The 20,967-nt window shown below is 34.6% G+C and carries 19 protein-coding genes; all 19 read right to left on the bottom strand.

Going from position 1 to position 20,967, the window contains the following annotated elements; translation table 11 throughout:
• Positions 1 to 42: 42 nt before the first annotated feature.
• The 19 genes from G8782_RS12385 to G8782_RS12295 all read right to left on the bottom strand — a co-directional run bounded on the left by G8782_RS12385 (position 43) and on the right by G8782_RS12295 (position 20,966).
• Complete coding sequence (locus tag G8782_RS12385; protein ID WP_172371615.1) at positions 43 to 1,479, bottom strand: APC family permease; 1,437 nt, start codon at positions 1,477 to 1,479, stop codon at positions 43 to 45.
• Positions 1,480 to 1,514: 35 nt separating this feature from the next.
• A complete protein-coding gene (locus G8782_RS12380; protein ID WP_172371613.1) occupies positions 1,515 to 2,732 on the bottom strand; it encodes a phenylacetate--CoA ligase family protein in 1,218 nt (405 codons plus the stop codon).
• Positions 2,733 to 2,816: 84 nt separating this feature from the next.
• Positions 2,817 to 3,467 (bottom strand): acetyltransferase, encoded by a 651-nt coding sequence (locus G8782_RS12375; RefSeq protein ID WP_172371611.1) that lies wholly within the window; start codon positions 3,465 to 3,467, stop codon positions 2,817 to 2,819.
• A 3-nt stretch (positions 3,468 to 3,470) separates the two neighbouring features.
• Positions 3,471 to 4,067: a sugar transferase gene (locus G8782_RS12370; RefSeq protein ID WP_172371609.1), complete on the bottom strand. Its 597-nt coding sequence runs from the start codon at positions 4,065 to 4,067 to the stop codon at positions 3,471 to 3,473.
• A 50-nt stretch (positions 4,068 to 4,117) separates the two neighbouring features.
• Positions 4,118 to 5,371: a glycosyltransferase family 4 protein gene (locus G8782_RS12365; protein ID WP_172371607.1), complete on the bottom strand. Its 1,254-nt coding sequence runs from the start codon at positions 5,369 to 5,371 to the stop codon at positions 4,118 to 4,120.
• A 13-nt stretch (positions 5,372 to 5,384) separates the two neighbouring features.
• The gene (locus G8782_RS12360; RefSeq protein ID WP_172371787.1) at positions 5,385 to 6,086 is read right to left on the bottom strand and encodes a DapH/DapD/GlmU-related protein; all 702 of its coding nucleotides are present in this window, start codon (positions 6,084 to 6,086) and stop codon (positions 5,385 to 5,387) included.
• A 72-nt stretch (positions 6,087 to 6,158) separates the two neighbouring features.
• Positions 6,159 to 7,268, bottom strand: coding sequence for a DegT/DnrJ/EryC1/StrS family aminotransferase (locus tag G8782_RS12355; RefSeq protein WP_172371605.1), 1,110 nt, complete (start codon positions 7,266 to 7,268; stop codon positions 6,159 to 6,161).
• A gap of 12 nt (positions 7,269 to 7,280) precedes the next feature.
• Positions 7,281 to 8,387 carry a glycosyltransferase family 4 protein gene (locus G8782_RS12350; protein WP_172371603.1) on the bottom strand — a complete coding sequence of 369 codons (1,107 nt, stop codon included), beginning with the start codon at positions 8,385 to 8,387 and terminating at the stop codon, positions 7,281 to 7,283.
• Positions 8,384 to 9,511, bottom strand: a complete 1,128-nt coding sequence (locus tag G8782_RS12345; RefSeq protein WP_172371601.1) for a glycosyltransferase — start codon at positions 9,509 to 9,511, stop codon at positions 8,384 to 8,386. Before G8782_RS12345 ends, G8782_RS12350 begins: the two co-directional genes overlap by 4 nt.
• Positions 9,480 to 10,757 carry an O-antigen ligase family protein gene (locus G8782_RS12340; protein ID WP_172371599.1) on the bottom strand — a complete coding sequence of 426 codons (1,278 nt, stop codon included), beginning with the start codon at positions 10,755 to 10,757 and terminating at the stop codon, positions 9,480 to 9,482. Before G8782_RS12340 ends, G8782_RS12345 begins: the two co-directional genes overlap by 32 nt.
• Positions 10,758 to 10,773: 16 nt before the next feature.
• The gene (locus G8782_RS12335) at positions 10,774 to 12,120 is read right to left on the bottom strand and encodes a polysaccharide deacetylase family protein (RefSeq protein ID WP_172371597.1); all 1,347 of its coding nucleotides are present in this window, start codon (positions 12,118 to 12,120) and stop codon (positions 10,774 to 10,776) included.
• A 9-nt stretch (positions 12,121 to 12,129) separates the two neighbouring features.
• A complete protein-coding gene (locus G8782_RS12330; RefSeq protein WP_172371595.1) occupies positions 12,130 to 13,176 on the bottom strand; it encodes an ATP-grasp domain-containing protein in 1,047 nt (348 codons plus the stop codon).
• Between the two features lie 18 nt (positions 13,177 to 13,194).
• Positions 13,195 to 13,731 carry a hypothetical protein gene (locus tag G8782_RS12325; protein ID WP_172371593.1) on the bottom strand — a complete coding sequence of 179 codons (537 nt, stop codon included), beginning with the start codon at positions 13,729 to 13,731 and terminating at the stop codon, positions 13,195 to 13,197.
• 76 nt (positions 13,732 to 13,807) lie between these two features.
• On the bottom strand, positions 13,808 to 15,070 hold the full coding sequence (locus tag G8782_RS12320) for a lipopolysaccharide biosynthesis protein (RefSeq protein ID WP_172371591.1): 1,263 nt from the start codon (positions 15,068 to 15,070) through the stop codon (positions 13,808 to 13,810).
• Positions 15,071 to 15,088: 18 nt separating this feature from the next.
• On the bottom strand, positions 15,089 to 16,429 hold the full coding sequence (locus G8782_RS12315; RefSeq protein WP_172371589.1) for a nucleotide sugar dehydrogenase: 1,341 nt from the start codon (positions 16,427 to 16,429) through the stop codon (positions 15,089 to 15,091).
• 17 nt (positions 16,430 to 16,446) lie between these two features.
• A complete protein-coding gene (locus G8782_RS12310; RefSeq protein ID WP_172371578.1) occupies positions 16,447 to 17,457 on the bottom strand; it encodes a Gfo/Idh/MocA family protein in 1,011 nt (336 codons plus the stop codon).
• Between the two features lie 31 nt (positions 17,458 to 17,488).
• Positions 17,489 to 19,315, bottom strand: a complete 1,827-nt coding sequence (locus G8782_RS12305; RefSeq protein ID WP_172371576.1) for a polysaccharide biosynthesis protein — start codon at positions 19,313 to 19,315, stop codon at positions 17,489 to 17,491.
• Positions 19,316 to 19,429: 114 nt separating this feature from the next.
• Positions 19,430 to 20,197, bottom strand: coding sequence for a tyrosine-protein phosphatase (locus G8782_RS12300; RefSeq protein ID WP_172371574.1), 768 nt, complete (start codon positions 20,195 to 20,197; stop codon positions 19,430 to 19,432).
• A gap of 61 nt (positions 20,198 to 20,258) precedes the next feature.
• Complete coding sequence (locus G8782_RS12295; RefSeq protein ID WP_172371572.1) at positions 20,259 to 20,966, bottom strand: CpsD/CapB family tyrosine-protein kinase; 708 nt, start codon at positions 20,964 to 20,966, stop codon at positions 20,259 to 20,261.
• Position 20,967 lies beyond the last annotated feature (1 nt).

Below are 20,967 nucleotides of genomic sequence, written 5' to 3'. Positions count from 1 at the left end.
GATGATAAGAATATTCGTCCCAATAATTACACCCTCTTTCACTTATACATTTTCTTTCTCTTGCCCTAAAATGAAATATTTAAGATCGTCTTCAGAATACTCTTTATAATTTTTAAACATAATCATCAAGAAGACAAATCCTAGAACAATCCACACAAATAAAGCAATTATAGATGGCAGTTGTAACTGTGCAGGAGAGCCTGGAACTAATAGTAACATTAGAAAACCAATGCTAAAAATAGATCCGACAAAGGCAATTCCTTTTTTCACTGGTTCTACATCTAGTCCATGATTGTTTTTGCTCCATGCCAACAATTTATATGAAGTAAAACATGTAAAGAAATAGGCAACTGATACACCTGTAGAAGACATATCAACAATCCACAGTAAAGCTTCACGGCCAAACCATACACTTGGCAGTGTGAGAACTGCTATAAACCAAATTGATTTGTATGGTGTTTTATGTACTGGATGCAAATCACTAAACATAGATGGTATTGCCTTTGCTCTCGACATCGCGAATAATAAGCGACTCGAAGAATGAAAGAAACCATTCAATCCTGTAAAAATCCCCATACTTATCGCTAACGCAAGAATAATTACACCGATTAAACCGAACGACGAGTTAATAATATCTCCAGTTAACCAAAGATTGGAGCTATCTAAAACTTTGTCAGATGCATATGTCCAAGAAGTCACACCAATCATAGTCGCATATACTAAACCCGAAGCAATAAGTGACATTACAATTAATCCGAATGCCTTTTGAGGAGAAAACTTAAATTCCTCAGCAGCCTGTGGAACGTTATCAAATCCAACATAGGCCCATGGAGCAATCGCTAAAATTACAATAATGGATGTAAGAATAGATTGGTTCTCAACAAACATTGGTTTCATATTACTAATCGGCATATCGGCATAAATAAATGTATACGTCCCCATGATAGCCACACCTACGATTAACAAGATTGAAAATATATATTGTAGTCGTCCGGAAATCCCACTGCCTTTAATATTTAAAAAAGCAAAGAACAAAATTGCAATTGACGATATTACAACTTCCGGTAAAAATACTTCCCATCCAGCAATTTCATACAAATAAATATATTTCATAAATCCCGGAAATAAATACTTCAGTAATAAAGAAAATGCGGAAGCATTCAATGCTACGATACATATATACCCTAGGGATAAAAACCAACCAGTAATAAACGCCCAATACTTACCTGCACTAATGAAAGCATATGCATATTCCCCGCCTGAGACCGGATGTTTTTTTATTAAAACTCCATAACTTACAGCTATGATAATCATAACTAGCGCTCCAAGCAACATGCCGATGATAGCGCCCATTGGTCCCGATTGTCCGATCCAGTCAGCCGGAAGGATAAACGCTCCCCATCCAATTGATGAGCCAAATGCAATTGCCCATACCCAGCCTGGTTTTAAATTTTTATTAAGCGTTTCTCTTTTTCCCATTTAAGCTCCTTTAATGTTGAGTTATTATAGTGTTTTCAAATTTTATATTCATTTACTATATAAGCTGTTTTTCCAGAAGGGAGAGTTGGTATAGATTCCACTTGCTGAATTTTAACTTTTGCATCTGATCCCAAAATACTATGTATAATCTCTTTTATCTCAATTTCATTATATGATTTGAAATCTGGAACCACATTCATAACATAATTATCTTTGTCTTTTTGAATAAATTGAAACTTAATAACTCCGGTAACGTCTTTCATCATTACGTTTATCGAGAATGGGGATATCTTTTCTCCCTTTGGAGTGTAAATCATTTCAATTTCTCTACCTGAAATTGATGTTATTACCTTTCTTTCTTTCCCGTTTATCATTTTTTTCACGAACCGACCAATATCTCCAGTTTCATATCTAATTAAAGGCATTCCGTATGAGAAAAAGTCAGTAACTACAATTCTTCCTTCTTCATTTTCTTCACAATGTTCATCGGAATCAATCTTTAGTATCTCAACAAAAAATGACGCTTCATTGATTGTAAAATAGTCTTCTTCTGGATTTTGTACAGCAACTAAGCCCAATTCTTCTGTTGCATATCGTACTTGTATTGGACAATCAAATAAACTTTGGATAACAGCTTTTTGTTTTTCTAACAGTGGCTCAGCAGTAGATATAATGCCTTTTAATTTGAAATCTTGTGGAGTATCTCCCATTTTCAGGCAATACAATGCTATTTCGTAAAGAGTGGATGGAAAACCAATAATGATTTTCATCTTTTTAATATCATTTCGAATTTTTTCCAAGTTATTATCTGAAAGCATTGTTGGATCAATATGAATTTCATTTTGAATTAGTAAACTCAATTTTCCTTTAGGGTGTGTTGCCCTAATAAATCCATGTTTCATGCCAAAATAATAATTTGCGGATTGACTAAGATAAATTACCTCAGCAATTTGTCTAATTCTTTTATCACTTGTTCTATAAAATGCCATGGGAGTTCCAGAAGAACCTGAAGTAGACACTTTTATTAAATCAGATTTCTTTTTATTCTTTGGAATAAATCGATCAACATTCTCCCTAACAATTGATTTGTTGATTATTGGAAAGTCAGTTAGTTCATTTAAATCTGGATTTCCTTCATAAAAAGGTACAGTACTTTTAGCATGTATTAATATGCTTTTAAGATCCGAGGATGCGAAACCTTTATCCAGCTTTTTTTCGACGTCAAGAACATTGTTGTAAATACCTTTTTTCATAATTTTATCAATGAGAAAAAAAAGACGATTTCTAATTAGTTCTCCTAAGCTCATTAGTTTAATATTAAAAACTTTAATTGGAAATCACCTCTCTCTTTTTATTTCATGTGCAGGCACTCCGGCAACAACCGTTTTTGAAAAAACATCAGATCTTACCAATGCTCCAGCCCCAACCATTGCGCTCTCAAAGATTGTTTTGCTCGGCATAATGCAAGCATTGCTACCGATCTCAGACTTACATTTCAATTTAACAAATCCTGAAATATTTGCACCCGGATAAACGGTTACATAATCCTCTAATTTCACATCATGTCCTATTGTCGAATTAAAATGGATAAGACTAAAGTTACCAATTTCTACATCTGCCGAAAAAGAAACATTTTCAGAAATGATATTCCCCCAACCAATCTTAGTACTTGGGGTAAGTGCTACATTAGGATGAATAATATTCGGGAAAAATAGATAGCTATTTTCCTTTAGTCTTTCGTATACCATTTCTTTTATATTGGGATTAGCTATTGCCAAAATAATATTAGTAAATGAGTTGATTTTCATTAGATAATCGATGCCGCCAACTACGTTTATACCGTTAATTGTTGTTTCATATAGATCAACATTATCATCTATAAACCCTTCAACTTCCCAATTTCGACTCTGACTGGCAATCATATTAACCGTTTCTAAAACACCTCTGCCTAATCCACCCGCTCCAACAATATAAGTAGGAATTCTCATAGTTCACTCATCCTCTTTTCCCGTGAAACGTTTAACCATTTTGTCAGAAGTCGTATTAATACCTTCTGAAATAAAAACCTTTTTAACTGTAAGTAATAGTATCTTTATATCGAGCAAGAAACTTTGATTATCGACATACCATACATCATGTTCAAACTTTTCTTTCCAACTAATTGCATTACGTCCATTCACCTGGGCCCAACCTGTAATTCCAGGACGTACCTCATGTCTTCTAGCCTGTTCGGGTGTGTATATATCCAAATAATCGACTAACAAGGGTCTTGGGCCGACTAGACTAATGTCGCCTTTTAATACATTAAATAGTTGTGGCAGTTCATCTAAACTAGTCTTTCTAATTAAGTTTCCAAATTTAGTAATACGCATTTCGTTAGGTAATAAATGTCCATTTTCATCAACATCATTCGTCATCGTTCTAAACTTGTATATTTCAAAAATCTTACCTTTAAATCCTGGTCTTTTTTGTTTGAACAAAACGGGCGAGCCAATTTTCCAACGTATGAGAAGTGCAACCATGACCAATACAGGCGATAAGACAATTAGCCCTAGTAAGCTGACAATAAAGTCAAAAGTTCTTTTCATAACAAAACTCACATTTCTAATCTGTATTTTAAATCCTTTTTCGTAAAAAGTCACTTTACCTTTGTATCTGATTTAATATCATGCAACATGTTATTGTAAAGTCTTTCACCCAAAACATCCCACGAGTAGTTACTTTCAACATGCTCCTTTATTCCCCTTGAATAATTCAATATTTTTTCCTGATTGTTATATAACGTCAATATGTGCTTTGTGAGTACATCTGTTTCCATTGAAACAAAGACCCCTTCAATATGATTATATTCACCCACAATTTTTGGATTTGCATGCATTATCATTGGTAGCCCTGCAGCCATGTAGTCATATAGTTTATTCATACTGAAACCCCATTTATACAATGGACTATCTAAGATAGAGATGTAGCTCATATCTGCTTTGCTTAACAAGTATGGAACCTCAACTTTTCTAACTGGATCTAAAAAAGTAATATTATTAATACCTTTATCTAAAGCTTTACTTTTAAGCTTTTCTTTCAAAGCGCCTGACCCTACTGATACAAAATGAATATTCTCACCATAACCTGATAAACTAACCGACTCCGCTAGATTTATTAGCTTGTCTAAATCATTAGCTAAACCATGTGAACCCGTGTAAATAATTGTAAATTTCCCTTCAAACTGCTTATATAGTTCATCAATACTTTCTGAAGGGACAATTTCTTTAAAAACATTTATATTTACACCATTTGGAATATGAATTATTTTCTCTTTTCTAATTCCTTTGGATTGCACGTAATCTACCGCTTTATCAAAAAGAACAATATTCATATCGGATTTATTATATAAAAACTTTTCTATTTTGAATAATAGTTTACTAATAGGATGTTTCTGCTTAATTTTACCAAAATCGATAAATGTTTGAGGCCATAAATCACGTTCTTCAAAATAAAATTTCGCCTTTTTCTTTTTTGATATCTTATATGCAGCTAATGCTGCTAAGGGGTGCACGGTAGATCCGAGTATTAAATCTGCTCTTTCATTTCCAAATATTTTTTTTGCAAACTTTATTGAATAATAATAGTAACTAGCAAAGCTTAAGATTCTAGTAATACCTCTCTGGTATGGAGTAGTTTTCAACCATACAAAACGGATTCCCTCTATATTTTCAACTCTAAACTTTTCATTATCGTGATCTACGACATAGCAATTTTGTGCTGCACTATAAGATGATGTAAAAATAGTAACCTTACATCCTCTACTAACTAAATACTTAGCCATCTCATAATGTCTTGTTCCAGTACTTTGTAATGGCGTCTTAGCATAATGATTGAAAATCCAAATATTCAAACCAATACCTCGCTTACTGATTCCTCAATAACTGCTCGTCAGGAACCTTTCTTATTTCCTTAGCTGGTGATCCTACTACCAAACTTTCTGATTTTACGTCTCTAGATACGATACTACCTGCTGCAACAGTTCCGTCTTCATGAATTACTTTTCCTGGAAGAACCGTAACATTTGCCCCAATCCGGCCACCATCTTTAACTGTCACACCTTTAAATTTATCAAGACGTTCTTTAGTACGTCCCATGAAGTTATCATTCGTTGTGACGACACACGGAGCAACAAATACATTATTGCCCAGTTTAGAATACGCGGTTATGTAACAATTCGTTTCGAGTTTACATCTATTACCGACCGTACAATCATTCTCAATTGCAACACCGCGTCCGACAATTGTTTTTTCACCAACTGTCACCCGCTCTCTTACTGTTGCCAAGTCTGCGATGAAGACATCGTCACCTATTTCCGCATTAGCATAGATAATAGCAGACGTACCAACTGTTACACCTGATCCAATTTTCGCAGGAGGAAGCTTCTTCACATCAGGAAGAATTGACGCCTTTGCTCGCGTCGGTTGTTTCCCAATTACTGCGTTGTCTTGGATAATGACATTATTCCCAATAATAGTCCCCTCATAGATAACGACATTGTTTCCTATTGTTACATTATCGCCTAATAAGACATCTGAAGCGATAATAACGTTTTGCCCTTTTTGGATAGTCAATATACGTCCCTCTCCTTCATTTTAAAATAGCCAGTCATTTTCAGACTGGCTATCTCTCTTAAAACATTACGAATAAAACTCTACAATCTTCTCTATGACATAATCTTGTTGCTCTTGTTTCAACTCTGGGAACATTGGCAGTGACAATGCCTGTGCTGCCGCTTTTTCCGTTTCCGGCAAATCCCCTTCTTTATAGCCTAAATCTTTAAATACAGGCTGTAGATGAAGTGGAATTGGATAATAAATCATTGTCGCAATTCCTTGCTCTTTCAAGAATGCTTGAAGCTCGTCTCTATTATCAACGCGAAGCGTATACTGATGGAACACATGATAATTACCTTCAACTTCAATTGGTGTTATAACAGAATCGCCAACAACACCCTCAAGTTTTTCTGTATAATACATTGCATGCTTTCGTCGATTTTCGCTCCAAGTTGATAAATGTGGCAACTTCACACTTAAAACCGCAGCTTGAAGTTCATCCAAACGGCTGTTATATCCTAACACATGATGATGATACTTTGGTTTACTACCATGAACACGAATAACACGTGCTTGTTCAGCGAGTTCATCTTCATTTGAAACAATCATCCCACCATCGCCATATGCCCCTAGGTTTTTGGTAGGGAAGAAACTATAAGTAGCAGCACTACTCATTTCACCAACTTGCTTGCCTTTGTATGTTGAACCGATAGCTTGTGCGGCATCTTCAATGACATGTAGATTATGCTTCTTCGCAATCTCCATAATTGGATCCATATCTGCCATTTGCCCATACAAATGTACAGGGATAATCGCCTTCGTCTTCTCTGTTATCGCAGCCTCAATTTTCGAAGGGTCAATATTGTATGTAACTGGATCAATATCAACAAATACTGGTGTTCCATTTGCACGCATAATTGATCCTGCTGTAGCAAAGAAAGTGAATGATGTCGTAATTACTTCGTCGCCCTCACCAACTCCTGCTGCCTGAAGTGCGATATGTATCGCGTCAGAGCCATTACCTACACCGATTCCGTGACTTGTCTTACTCATTTCAGCGATGTCATCTTCAACCTGTTTCACATGGTTTCCAAGAATGAATTGTGAAGAAGACATTACTTCGTCTAATTTTGATAAGACTTCATCTTTAATTGTTAAATATTGTTCTGTTAAATCTAGCATTGGGATTTTCATTTTGAACGCTCCTCATTTTCTTAATAAATTCTTATATACTTTAATTAATTTTTCACTCTCTTTTTCCCAGTTATATTCTGTCTCAACTGCCTTTCTTCCGTTCTGTCCCATCTGTTCTGCTTCTATTGGATTTTCTAGAACCCAACTAATTGCTTCTGCAATTTCTTTGGGGTTCATTGGATCAACGATAAGTCCACACTTATTCTTATTAAGAATATCTTTCCAGAGTGGAAAATTAGAAGCAATTACTGGAATGCCCGCAGCCATGTATTCAAACATTTTTACTGGTAGCGCATCAATATAATTAATGGTAGGTTGCAAAGTTACGATACCTGCTTTTGATTTCCTATAAGTATCTTTAACACCTTCCCGATCTAAAAAGCCAAGCTCCTTCACCTTTTTCCAACCATTAAGTTTCATTACAGCTTCTTTCTCTTTAGGTGAAAAGAATTTTCCAGCTAATAATAAGCTTATATTACTTTTCATTTCTAAAGATTTAACCATCTCTTTGATACCACGGATAAAAGCTATCCCTCCTACATAGCAGACAGCATTTTCTTTTTCAGACCATTGAATATCCAGAACCTTTAATTCTTCTAACAAGGGATAATTATTTATATCCACAGCATTACAATCTATATTTAAAAATCGGTCTCTTATAAATGGTGTTGCTGTAATAATTACATCAAATTTCTTAGAAGCATAATTCTCATATGCTTCTATGATTTTTGAAATCATATTGTTTGTATATTTAGGTATCCACTTCTTTGTTAATATTTGTCTGGGAACATCTTCATGTACATCATAAACAACCTTTTTCCCTCTTTTTTTCAACTTTAATCCGATTGGTATCAGCTCTGGGTCATGAAAGTGATATACTTCCGCATCTATTTCAAGCGCTTTATTATAAACCTGATTTACGGTTTTCGTCATGCGTTTTAATCTACTTCCAACTTCTCTAGTAATTCCATGAATTTGCACACCTTCAATTCTACAATCGGGAGCTCCTGGGGCTACTAAATGTACTTCAAATCCTGCTGCCGAAAGTGACTGACATTCTTTTACAAATATTCTAGTGTCTGTATGAGAATGAACTGATGTTAAATGACATATTCTCATTTATGCACCCCCGCGTAAATATTCAACAATACCTTTTCTTGGTTTTCCCAATTATACTCTTTTGTCATTCTCTTCACATTCTCTTTAATCGGTTCCAGATCCATATCCACAATCTCATTAACAAGCCCTTTTAAAATATTAGGTGAATCCTCTTTCATCACCCAGCCGCACCGATATTTTTCGGCAATTTGCTTAACCTCAATTAGGTTATTGGTAATAATAGGTAGTCCCGCCATAGCATATTCAAAAAACTTATTTGGTAAAGAGTATCTATAACTTAAACAAACATCTTCTATTAAACATATACCTATATCGGCAGATGAAGTATATTGTAAGAGCACGTCTGGCGAAACAGCTTCATGATAAAAAATATTACTGTATTTCTCTGAATAACTAACTACTGTTTGAACCAATGGTCCATAGCCCATAACTACCAGTACTGCTTCTTTATGAATTGTCGTAAATACTTCTAGAATAAGTTCTAATCCTCTTCCTTTAGTTAAACTTCCTTGATAAAGAAATATCTTCACATTTTTTTCAATCAAAAATTTTTCTCTGAATTTATCATGAGCAGAAATTTCTTTATAATGAGGACAATTTAAAACTAAACCCGGTTTCTCTATGTTGTATAGTCTGACGTATTCATTTGCGATACTATTACTAACTGTAATTACCTTATCAACTTTGTTAATTAAAAATCGCTCAATAATTGAAACAACTTTTTTTCTAAGACCTTTTAACCCATTCATTTCGGTTTCATATTCATGAGCATCGTAAATGATTTTAACTTTATTTTTTGTCAACGTCTTGATAATATAAGCAATTGGTAACGGTCCTATATCATTACAATGAATAATATCTATCTCTTTGTATTTTTTTATCATTTTAATAGACAGCTCAAGATATTTTAGTAACTTGATTGGAGTCATTTTAGACCAATTTCTACTCACCAGTTTAATCCGATGAACATCTATTCCTTGCAAAACTTCTCTTTCGGGTAATTCATCGTTATGTAAAGCAACTACAGTAACCTTATACCCTGAAGAAGCTAAGGAAGTTGCTTCTTTTAAAACTCTTGAATCATTCACAAAATCATTTAGAACAATGGATATAACTTTCTTCATTTTTGTCTATCTCCCTCCTTTGAATACCAACTATAATTATTGTAACAGTTAGCCATAGGATATTTATTGAAAAAAAGGAATTTCCTGACACTAATAAAAATAATAAACACAACGTATACATCAATATTAAATTTGAGGGTATAAGACTTTTATTATTAATATATAAAATATATGGTTTCACTAATAATACAAGCAATAAAATAACACCAACCCCACCTGAATAATGGAAAGTTGATATTAGAATGTTATGGGGATAAGTGTAACCATTAGGATTATTAAATTTCTTCCCATACTGTTCAATATAGTTAAAACCATCTCCGATAATATAATTTAGAACTGAATAATCACGTATTATTTCCAATGTGTAGTCCCACATACTTGTACGTGACGATAAACTTTCCCCTAAATTCTCCAAAGTAGAATATCTATACTGTAATTTCTCTAATTCATATTGATTGGTAATTTCTAAAGAGCTTTTACTTAATATCACAATGCCTATAACCACACTTAGGGTCAGTGTTAAGATAAAAGTTATCTTTGACTTTAAAGAAGATCTAAAAATCTTACGAAGTAAAATATATATTAAATAAACACTAGAGATAGCCAGTAAAATCCAACCTCGCCGTGAACCCGAAAAGATAACTGCTAAGACAATTAAGACAGTCGCAAATAAGTAAAACACTTGTTTATAAACAGATTCAGATTCACTTAATTTTGAAATTGTTGCAAGTAAACCAATCAACATTCCCAGTGCAAACATGTTATAATCAGGCATTAAAGAAGTTCCCCAAGGGTAATTTCTGCCTTCTATTAAAAACTTGGAAATTTTCACTCCATTTAATAACAATGCATACTTATATAAAGAGTAAATCGCGAGGATTGGAATAATGATTGAACAAAAATTCAAATAAATTGTAGTGACTTTCTTTAATGTGATATAATTTGCATTACCCATTAGCATGAAAAGAATGATTAATACAACTATACTTTGAATATCAGCTATATTATAAGGATAAAGTTTATTAGCGGAAATCAATATCCCTAAAAAATAAAGTGTAATCATGATATACAAAATCCCAAAACCAAAGTTGAATTTTATCTTAACTTTTTTATTAATAAAAAAAACAAAGAAATATAGAATAGCAACTATTGTAAACAAAGGGAAACCATATGGATATATTAAAGATACAGTACCAACTAATAATAAGACCCCTAAAAAAAATTCCAAGGATGTGTATTTACTCATAATATCCCTCATGACCTTAAACCTTATTTTGATATTTTATTATTTTTTTATAAACGGCACTATACTGTTTCCAAGTTGCAGTATTGAAACTGGAATTATGCCATAAAAACACAAAACTTCCTTTGTATTTTAACGTTATATCTAATATTTTTTTAATTCTTTTTTCCATCATCTCAGGAGTCAGGTTTTGATATGTTATAAGACTGGCCTCCATTACAAGCAAAGGAAATTCTTTTAATTTATATTTTTTTCTGTTCAAAAAATCAAAAACAGAATACCCAAAACAAACCCCACATCTAAATCCTTCGCGGTCTGCATATCCAACACTACAATCCATCGTCATATTATTTTCTTCCCAAATTCTCCATGTAAATGGAATATCAAATCTTAAATAGTGTTGTCGACCTTCTAATATAGGTTTATCTACCACTTCTTTCAATGCCTTTTTTTCATTGCTCCACTGTTTTTCGTTATTGTAGGAATCATAACTTGGATGAAATCCGATTAAATGACCTCTTTTTTCAATATTCCGGATTAATTTAATTGTTAAATCGTCCTTAATATCATAACGATTATCATATTTCGTAGTTCCACCACTCATAAAATAAAATCTTGATTGTAGATTTTTTTGCTCGGAAATACTCATTAATTCATCAAATGTATCAAACGGATCCTTCTTTTTACCAAATCTTATTTCCATTATATCTTTGAAATTTTTCGCAAATAATTTAATGTTTTTTCTTTTTATAATGTCGCCAAGTAAAACTTTAGCATTCTTTTTATTGTCTTTCCAAAACCGCAAATCATCTACATCATGAGTTAAAATAAATTCAAAACTATGTTCTTTTCGATTTTCTTGATAACCTAAATATGAAAACATATTCCAAAGTAGTTCAACATACTCGTTCACAATTGGTCTGTCAAGAAAACCAAACTTGTAAGCAACACTATCTTTCGCGGAAAATCTATTATGAATGTCACGCGATGTATTCACATACTCTTCCCAGCGGGTGAGCATAAAAAAAGAAGCTGCGAAAATATCATTTCCACATAGAATTTGATTGTTATTAACAATCATCTTATCGTTACCAAACAACATTGGAACATCTGTTTCCGAAGTAAATTGATTTTCCACAAATGAAACGTCATCAGGAATGGCCTCCTTTTTCAAATAACTTAGATTCTCTGGGTAATTATTGAAAAAGTGATCCTCAACGATGACTTCTTTTTCTTCAAATATCAGATGATAATTAGTTATTTCGTTTACTTCAATCGAATACGACAAGCCTAAGAACTCACCTATAAGAATATCGATGATATAGGTTCGTTCTAAAATATTGTTTTGTGGGATTTTGATAATCAATTACATCACTCAGTTCTTAAGTTTATTGGCAATGGTTTTCGCTACTTTTCTTAGACAAAACCCTGTTGCTGTTGGAATACTCGGATAAAAAATTTTTTTGCCCTTTAATTTAAGCAAAATAAGCATTGGTTTTAGCCGGAATTTTAAAAGTGAAAATATAATATGAGTACTGTCCACCCAAATAATATGTTTATAAGGCGCAATACCATCTTCATACCAATCATCTACTTTATCTTTATACAAGTATCTTTTAATCAATGCATTATCGTATAGGTCTATAAATATTCCATGTTGCATCCAAAACCTGGGATTGAGTTCCAAAACATAATGCTGTTCATCGGCTTCCTCATAAAAAAACTCTAACTCAAAAGGTCCTTGATATTTTAATTCATTTAATATGTAATTGGTTCGGTCAATTAAATTATTCGGATCTTTTATCGTTTCGATTACGGCTCCAGTTGCCATAGTAGAAGTACTACCGTGAGTCTTCTTACTAATAATAATTGCATTTCTATTATTATTCTTATAGTCAAAGTAACCTGATGTAGAAATATTGTTTTCTATACTTGAATTTAACAATTTTTGATGAAAGAACCAATCTGTATCCCATTGATTGTCGTTTATTTCGTCAATAACATCATTGACTTCGTTTTGATTATTCACAATAAATCCACGTGGAAGTTTCATCCCATCTTTCCATGAGTGCTTACACTTCAAATAAAATGGATAATCACTTTCATGCGTATTTAATGATCTTGATGGTATAGGGTTTTCTTCGATTCCTAAAAGAAAATTTGCGAATTCTAATTTATCATCGAGAAGTTCAATATTAAAATACCGAGGTTCAAATTTATAGTCATTATGGTTGTTAACATACTCTTTTAAAGAATTTTCTTCAGTGAAAAAAAGTGTATCTACTTCTTTAATTTTTTCTTTATCAATAAAGGGAATAAGTTTTGTGTTTTTTTGAATCGAGAATAGATCCAATCCGAATTTCTTCAAACCCTTCTTTATCGACCATGCATTTATATGATCCGTAAATACTATATTCTTCAATTTAAGTACAGCTCCATATCAAATTCTATTTCGTTTATTTCCCAAAAGAAGAATAATATTCTTTCGATACAATGAAATAAGATTTCTTCCTAAAAATTTAAATAAGATGTTCTTTGAATAGATTTTTGCATTGACTTTATTATGGGCCTTATTAGATGCAATGTTTTGTTTTTCTACAACATCAATTATTTCATTTACTTGATAATGCCGTTTTATATATTGGGAAGTTTCATTAATTAAAAAAGGGAAAATATTGTTACCTCTAAATTGTGGATTAACATATCCATTAAAAAGAAACCCCTGGCCCTTATCTATTGGTATACTATCATGCCAAGTTCTTTCAGTTGGAACGATTCCCCAGAAGTAACCCGCCATCGTTTTATCTTTGTCAAAGCAAACTAAACAAAAAACTCGATCGTTTCTACTTCTTTCGATAATCAAATTTTTGATTGCGGTGTCTTTAAACAGTTCTTTTTGTTCCGCAATACTATCCCCTTTCAACACAATGCATTGTATTTCCTTCAACTTTAAATCTACTTTCTCCGTGTTCATCAATGAGTATATGTACCTCTTTTTAAGTACATATTTATTACAAAATTCTCGTATAAGAAGAAACATACTCATCACCATTCTATCGATCATTTTTACTGATTCTATAAAAAATCATAATAAGAATTAAATAAAAAGCAGAGAAAATGCCTGAAAAAAACGTTAAAAATAAAGTCAACTTTATTTTTAATATGCCGCCTATTAAACAAATTATTATTATTAATATTAAATAAGTGCTTTGAATTACTAAAGCGTATTGATTCTTTTCAAAGACACTAGTTGTTGTACTTAGTGGACTACTAATAAATCTTACAAAAAAATAAGGAGCTAGGATTGATATTAATTGCCCCGCCATTATCCATTCGGAACCAAATACAAAAACAATAATATCTTCTCCAAAAAAGAATAAAACTGTAAACGGAATAATCGCTAAAATAAATAATTTCTTCAAAGTAGATGTAAATGTTTTAATTGCTTTACCAGTGGCTAGCCTTTCACTAGTTGCCTGTTGCAAAAACACTTGTCCAAATGAATTTCCTATGATTGAAGATGGTGCTCCTAAAATTCGGTTTACTAATGCGTATTGGCCTAGTGTAGCTACTGAAAACATAATCGGTAAAAAGAAATTCAAAATGTTACTTGCCAATGTGTTCATTAACACTGCTGGCAAAGAGAATTTGGGAAAGTTATTATACCTTTTTGCAACGCTTAATACTGATGTTTTATTCGCGGTTTTGAGTAGATTCTTGTCTTTTACTACCGTTATAGCTAAACGTCCATTTGCTAGTGCTTGAGAAATGACCTGCCCAGTAATTAAGCCTCCTGCACCTTTCTTTAATAGCCCAAGTGAAATTTGAACCACCGATAATCCAACTGACCTTATAACAGTTGCCTTAGCAATATTTGAATAAGCTTTCTTTCTAGTATTGTAGTAGTTCAGGGAATTATAAAGACCTGCTAGAAAAACAACAATAGGAATAAAATACAGCCACTTTGCTAATTCCTCATTATTAATAAGTGAAACAATTGGATTGTAAAAAACAAAAATAGAGATTAAGAGCACTAAGCTCAATGTCGTACTGATGATTAGTGAAAGTATCATGATACTCAATGCTTCTTTATCAGTCTTAGGTAAAACTATTGCTAATTCATAGCGTCCGTTTGCGACTGACGCTAAAATTGTTGTTATTGCGACAAACAAGGCAAGCACTCCAAAATCTTGGGGTGAGTATAGCCTAGTCAATATTGGGGATATTGCGATAGGAATAGCTTGTGCAATTGTTGTACCAGTAAGTAACGTTAATACATTTCGGTTAAAATCACTTATAAATAGTTTTTTTGTCATTATAATCTACTTTCAACGTTACAGTTTATAGTAAACGGATTTTTCATAAGCATTGTCATAAGAATTCCGCGTATCCAAAATGGCTTTAGCTGTTGACTTAATTAACTCATAATCAAACTCACTATGATTAGTAGCAATCACCACAAGATCCGCCTCTTCCAATTTCTCTTCCGTCAACATTACAGTCTCAACCATTTCCCCTTCTAATTTAAATTCTTCCACATGCGGATCAGAAACCTCCCAATCAGCTCCATACTTAGTTAAACGTTCTAATATTGGCAGTACTGGTGACTCTCGATAATCATCAATATCTTTTTTGTAAGCTACGCCTAGCACCAAAACTTTGGAGCCATTCATTGCTTTTTTCTGTTCGTTCAATATTTCTGAACAACGTTGAATTACAAAATCTGGCATACTATCATTAATTTCACCGGCAGTTTCAATTAACTTCGTATGATAGTTATATTCCCGGGCTTTCCACGTTAAATACCATGGGTCGATTGGAATACAATGTCCACCGAGCCCCGGTCCTGGATAGAATGCCATGAATCCGTAAGGCTTAGTTGCCGCAGCATCGATAACCTCCCAAACGTCAATTCCCATTTTATTACAAAGAATCGCCATTTCATTGGCAAGACCGATGTTAATGTTACGGAAAGTGTTTTCCAATAATTTTTCCATTTCAGCAACTGCCGGGCTAGAAACTTCGTGAACATCACCGTCAAGAACCGCGCGATACATAGCAGCAGCAACTTTCGTACAAATTCCCGTCACCCCGCCGACTACTTTTGGCGTGTTTTTTGTATTAAAATCTTTATTTCCCGGATCAATACGTTCTGGAGAATATGCTATAAAAATATCTTCTCCTACTATAAGGCCACTCTTTTCAAGAATTGGTTTAATTAATTCTTCTGTAGTACCTGGATATGTTGTACTCTCCAGAACAATAAGGGTTCCAGCAGTCATATATTTAGAAATTGCTTCAACAGAACCTTTAACATATTCCATATTCGGTTGTTTGTAAATATCTAACGGAGTTGGAACACAAATTGCAACCGCATCAACGTCTCTGATGAATGTATAATCCGCAGTCGCTTTAAGTTTCTCAGAAAATACTAGCGATTCGAGATCTTCCTGAACAACATCCCCGATATAGTTGTTCCCCTCATTTACCATGCGCACTTTCTCTTCTTGTACATCAAAACCAATAACAGTGAAACCAGCTTTTGCCTTCTCGACCGCTAGAGGCAGCCCAACATATCCAAGACCAACTACACCAACTGTGGCTTTTTTTGTTTCTAATTTATTTATTAATTGTTCTGCTGTATGATTCAAGATTATGCTTTTAGTTTTTGTCATGTTTTTCATTTCCTTTACTACCGTTTAACTGGCTTATTTATTTTTGCTGATTCGTAGAATGATAAGACAAGCGATAGTGCGTTTCTTCCATCTTCTCCTGTTACTGCAGGTTGACGATTTTCATTAATTGCTGAGATCATGTCTTTGATAATCTGTTCATGTCCAGGTGTACCCCAAGGATCTGCTTTAATATCACCAATCCATTTTCCAGAAGTCTCTTCATCGATACCTTCTATTATAAGATGTTCAAAATTCAATGCATTTTGCCCACCAATTTTGACTGTACCTTTTTCCCCAAAGATTGTAATCGACTCTTCGAAATTCTTTGGGTATACAGTTGTCGAAGCCTGAACAGTTGCTAGTGCACCTGACTCAAATCGAATAACGCCCATCGAAACATCTTCTGCCTCAATGTTTCGTAGTCTGGTAGCTTCCATACTAAATACTTCTACCGGATTTCCCATATACCAAAGCAGCAAATCAAGATTATGTATTGCTTGATTCATCAATACCCCGCCGTCATATTCTTTCGTTCCCCGCCAAACTGCTTGATCGTAATACTCTTGGCCACGGTTCCAGTTGATAATACATAGGGCATGACTGATTTTCCCAAGTTGGTTTTGATTTAGTATTTCTTTTAACTTCATCGCCACTGGACGGAACCGGTTCGGGTGAACAATTCCTAATTTCACATCATTTTCTTTCGTTGCTTTAATAATCCGGTCCGTTTCTTCTAGTGTCATTGCAATTGGTTTCTCTAGAACTATATGTTTTCCTGCATTAGCAGCTTGCTCAGCGATTACTGCGTGCGTTCCACTTGGTGTACAAATACAAACAATGTCGATAGTTTCATCTTTTAGCATTTCAGCTAAATCCGTATAGGGTTTAGCACTGTATTCATTCACATACGGTTCCATTAGTTCCGGGACCCGGTCACAGACAGCTATAAGGTTTGCACCTTCTATATTCTGTATGGCTTGTGCATGTTTTTTTGCGATAAATCCGCATCCAATTATTGCAAAATTCATTCGTTACCCTCTAATCTATTCCTTTATTTTTTTACGCAGTTGTAACATTCTTTCCTAAAACAACCTTCCGATTAGCCAATCCTACAAGCGTATCTTTTACTTCAACATTATCCATTTCAGGCAACTTCTCAAGTACGTAGTTCATTTCAGTATTGGTAATCGGCTCCGCCTTCCCAACAAATATCTTAGGAAACACATGCTCGCTCTGTCTCTCATTCTCATTCAACAACTCTTCAAACAACTTTTCCCCGGGTCGAATCCCCGAATACTCAATGCCAATCTCTTCCTCACTAAACCCTGATAGTTTAATAAGGTTCTTCGCAAGATCAACAATCTTCACCGGTTCTCCCATATCAAGCACAAAAACTTCCCCGCCGGCTGCAAGCGTCCCCGCCTGAATAACGAGGCGCGAGGCTTCCGGAATCGTCATAAAATACCTGGTCATTTCCGGATCGGTGACCGTAATCGGACCCCCCTTGGCAATCTGCTCTTTAAATAAGGGAACAACACTACCCCTTGACCCTAAAACATTACCAAATCTTACCGCAGCGAATTTTGTTTCACTTTTCTTCGCTAGATTTTGAACAATCATCTCTGCAAAACGTTTTGTCGCACCCATAACGTTCGGCGGGTTAACAGCTTTATCTGTAGAAACTAAAACAAAGTAAGGCACTCCGAATACATCCGCCGCTTCCGCAACGTTTTTCGTACCGAAAATATTGTTTTTCACAGCTTCCATTGGGTTTGCTTCCATTAAAGGAACGTGTTTATGCGCCGCAGCGTGATACATAACATCCGGTTTATATTCACTTACAATATCATATATACGATTCCTATCTTTAACATCTGCAATAATTGGAATGATTTCTGTTTCCTTCGAAACCTTTTGGCGTAATTCCATGTCTATGGTATAGATTGAACTTTCACCGTGCCCCAATAAAATTAAACGTTTTGGACGGAATACACTTACTTGACGACAGATTTCAGAACCGATTGAACCGCCCGCCCCTGTGACAAGGATGGTTTTATTCGTAAGCTTATCCGCAATGGCTTTTAAATCAAGTTGTACTTCGTCTCGACCTAGTAAGTCCTCGATTTGAACGTCTTGCATATCGTTGACCGAGATTTTTCCCGTCATTAAGTCTTCGATACGTGGAATTGTTTGTGTTTTAACTCCTGTTTCAATACATAACTTCGATAAATCAGCCATCTCTTGTTTCGGTAAGGATGGAATAGCAATGACAATTTTTTCAACATTATTCGCCCCTACTAACGCAGGTATGTTATTAACCCCGCTAGATACTTTAATGCCGAATATTTCGAGACCGCATTTCGTTTGGTCATCGTCGACGAAAAGGACAGGTTTCATACCAGATTCAGGATTGTTCAGCAATTGTCGGGCTACCATTGTACCTGCTTCTCCAGCTCCGACAATCATGGTTCTTGTTGTTGCGTTGCCGTTATGGTGGTTCACTGTGTCACGCATGAGTCGCCAAGATAATCTAGATCCTCCAATAAGAAGAATATGTAGCATCCAAGTTAAGACCAATGCACGTATGTATATATTTTGCACGACAACAAGTTGTACAACCGCTACTACGGCTATGGTTAATGTTACCGCCTTGAAGATTGATTTTAATTCTCCAATAGATGCATACGCCCATGCTTTACGGTAAAGTCCGTAATGCCATGCAAAGAAATGATGAGCTATTTGAATTGTAGCGACACTTAAGAGTAGCGTTTTACTCATAAATATATTCATGGTCGGATGTAACATGTAATAGCCTATGTATAAAGAGAATAGGACTATTAAGGAGTCGACGAAAACTAAATAGGTCGTTCTTTTTTTCACTGACAACCGGTATACTCCTTTCTGAGAGAGAGAGATAATTAATCAGTTGACAACATGAATGCCTTATTACATAAACTTAAAATAAGCAATACGGTCAAATTCAGAGTTTAATTTACCATATTATCCAATAAATTGCCACCACTTCTTATATTCAAGTCCTTTAGGCTCAAGTAAAATGAAATCTTCATTTGTTAAAATTCTCGCATTGTTTTCTAGTAAAATATCGACAATTTCATGATGTTTTCTCTTTTCCAGAACATCGAGGCCCTTATCAAAGAAAAATGGTCTTGTTGTCGAATTATGCACATCTGAACCATAAGTATGAATAAGGTTCGCTTCAATCAATTGCAATGACAATTTCTGCACGTTTTTGCCGAAATGTCCTGCGACACTTCCCGCAGTAACTTGCGCAAGTGCGCCGTGATTGATAAGTCTTGCGAGACGTGCGGGCTTATCAGCAATTGCTCGATTTCTTTCAGGGTGGGCAATAATCGGTACTTTATTTAAATTTAGTATTTCTTGGATAATTTTAATTGTGTAAGCTGGTATTCCGCTAGAAGGGAGTTCGAGCAACATGTACTTCGATCCCGCCAACGTCAAAGCTTCACCATTTCGTAGTTTTTCAACCGTGAATTCCTGAATACGAATTTCTTGACCTGCATGGATAGTAACAGGCAACTCTCTAATATTAACTTCTTCCGTTAATAGTTTTATACCTTCCAGAACTTTTTCTTTTGAAACATTAAAGTGTGGACTGTATGCATGTGATGTTGCAATAATATCGGTAATCCCTTCAGCAATTGCCATTTCAATAAGTTGAATAGATTCATTCATTGTACCCGGCCCATCGTCAACATTCGGTATGATATGAGTGTGCATATCTAGCATTTTGGCTTTCCCCCGCCTAATATATAGTAAATACAAAAAAGAGTGAGACTAACTCAATCCCTCACTCAGCTGTTCCATAGTATTGATAATAATGGTCTTTCTCTAATTTAAAGTTGTTTAATACAGCACCTATTATATTCGCCTGCGAAGAAACAAGTGCCTCTTTCGCTTTGACAACACTCTCTTTTTCTGTTTGGCCTGCACTCATTACTAGCACGGTACCTTCACATTTATTGGAGAGCACTTGTCCATCTGTCACTGATAATACAGGCGGTGCATCGAATATTATAATATCGAACTGACTCTTCATCTCTTCCATAACCTTATCCATCGTGCGGGAGCCAATCAATTCAGCTGGGTTAGGAGGAATCGGTCCGCAGGTGATAACTTTCAGGTTTTCCATATCACTTGTCTTCATAACTTCTTCTAAAGTTGCTTGACGCGTAAGTAGGTTTGATAAACCAATTGTATTCGTCATATGAAATGTATAGTGAACTGTCGGTTTACGCATATCAGCATCAATCAAAAGAACACGTTTGCCTTCTTGTGCAAAGACAACTGCTGTATTCGCTGCAACTGTCGATTTTCCTTCCCCTGGTGATGCTGAAGTGTATAAAATTGTTTGCAGTTCCTTATCAGGCATCGAAAAGTTTATATTCGTCCGAAGGGTACGAAATTGTTCAGAAACAACAGATTTTGGATTAGCACTCGTTACAAGTTTACGAGCCATTGTTTGTATTATTTGTTTTCCACGTTTTTTTCTAGCCATG

It is taken from the genome of Sporosarcina jiandibaonis (genome assembly GCF_013184495.1).
GTDB lineage: Bacteria > Bacillota > Bacilli > Bacillales_A > Planococcaceae > Sporosarcina > Sporosarcina jiandibaonis.
This window is presented reverse-complemented; position numbering and strand designations above follow the sequence as displayed.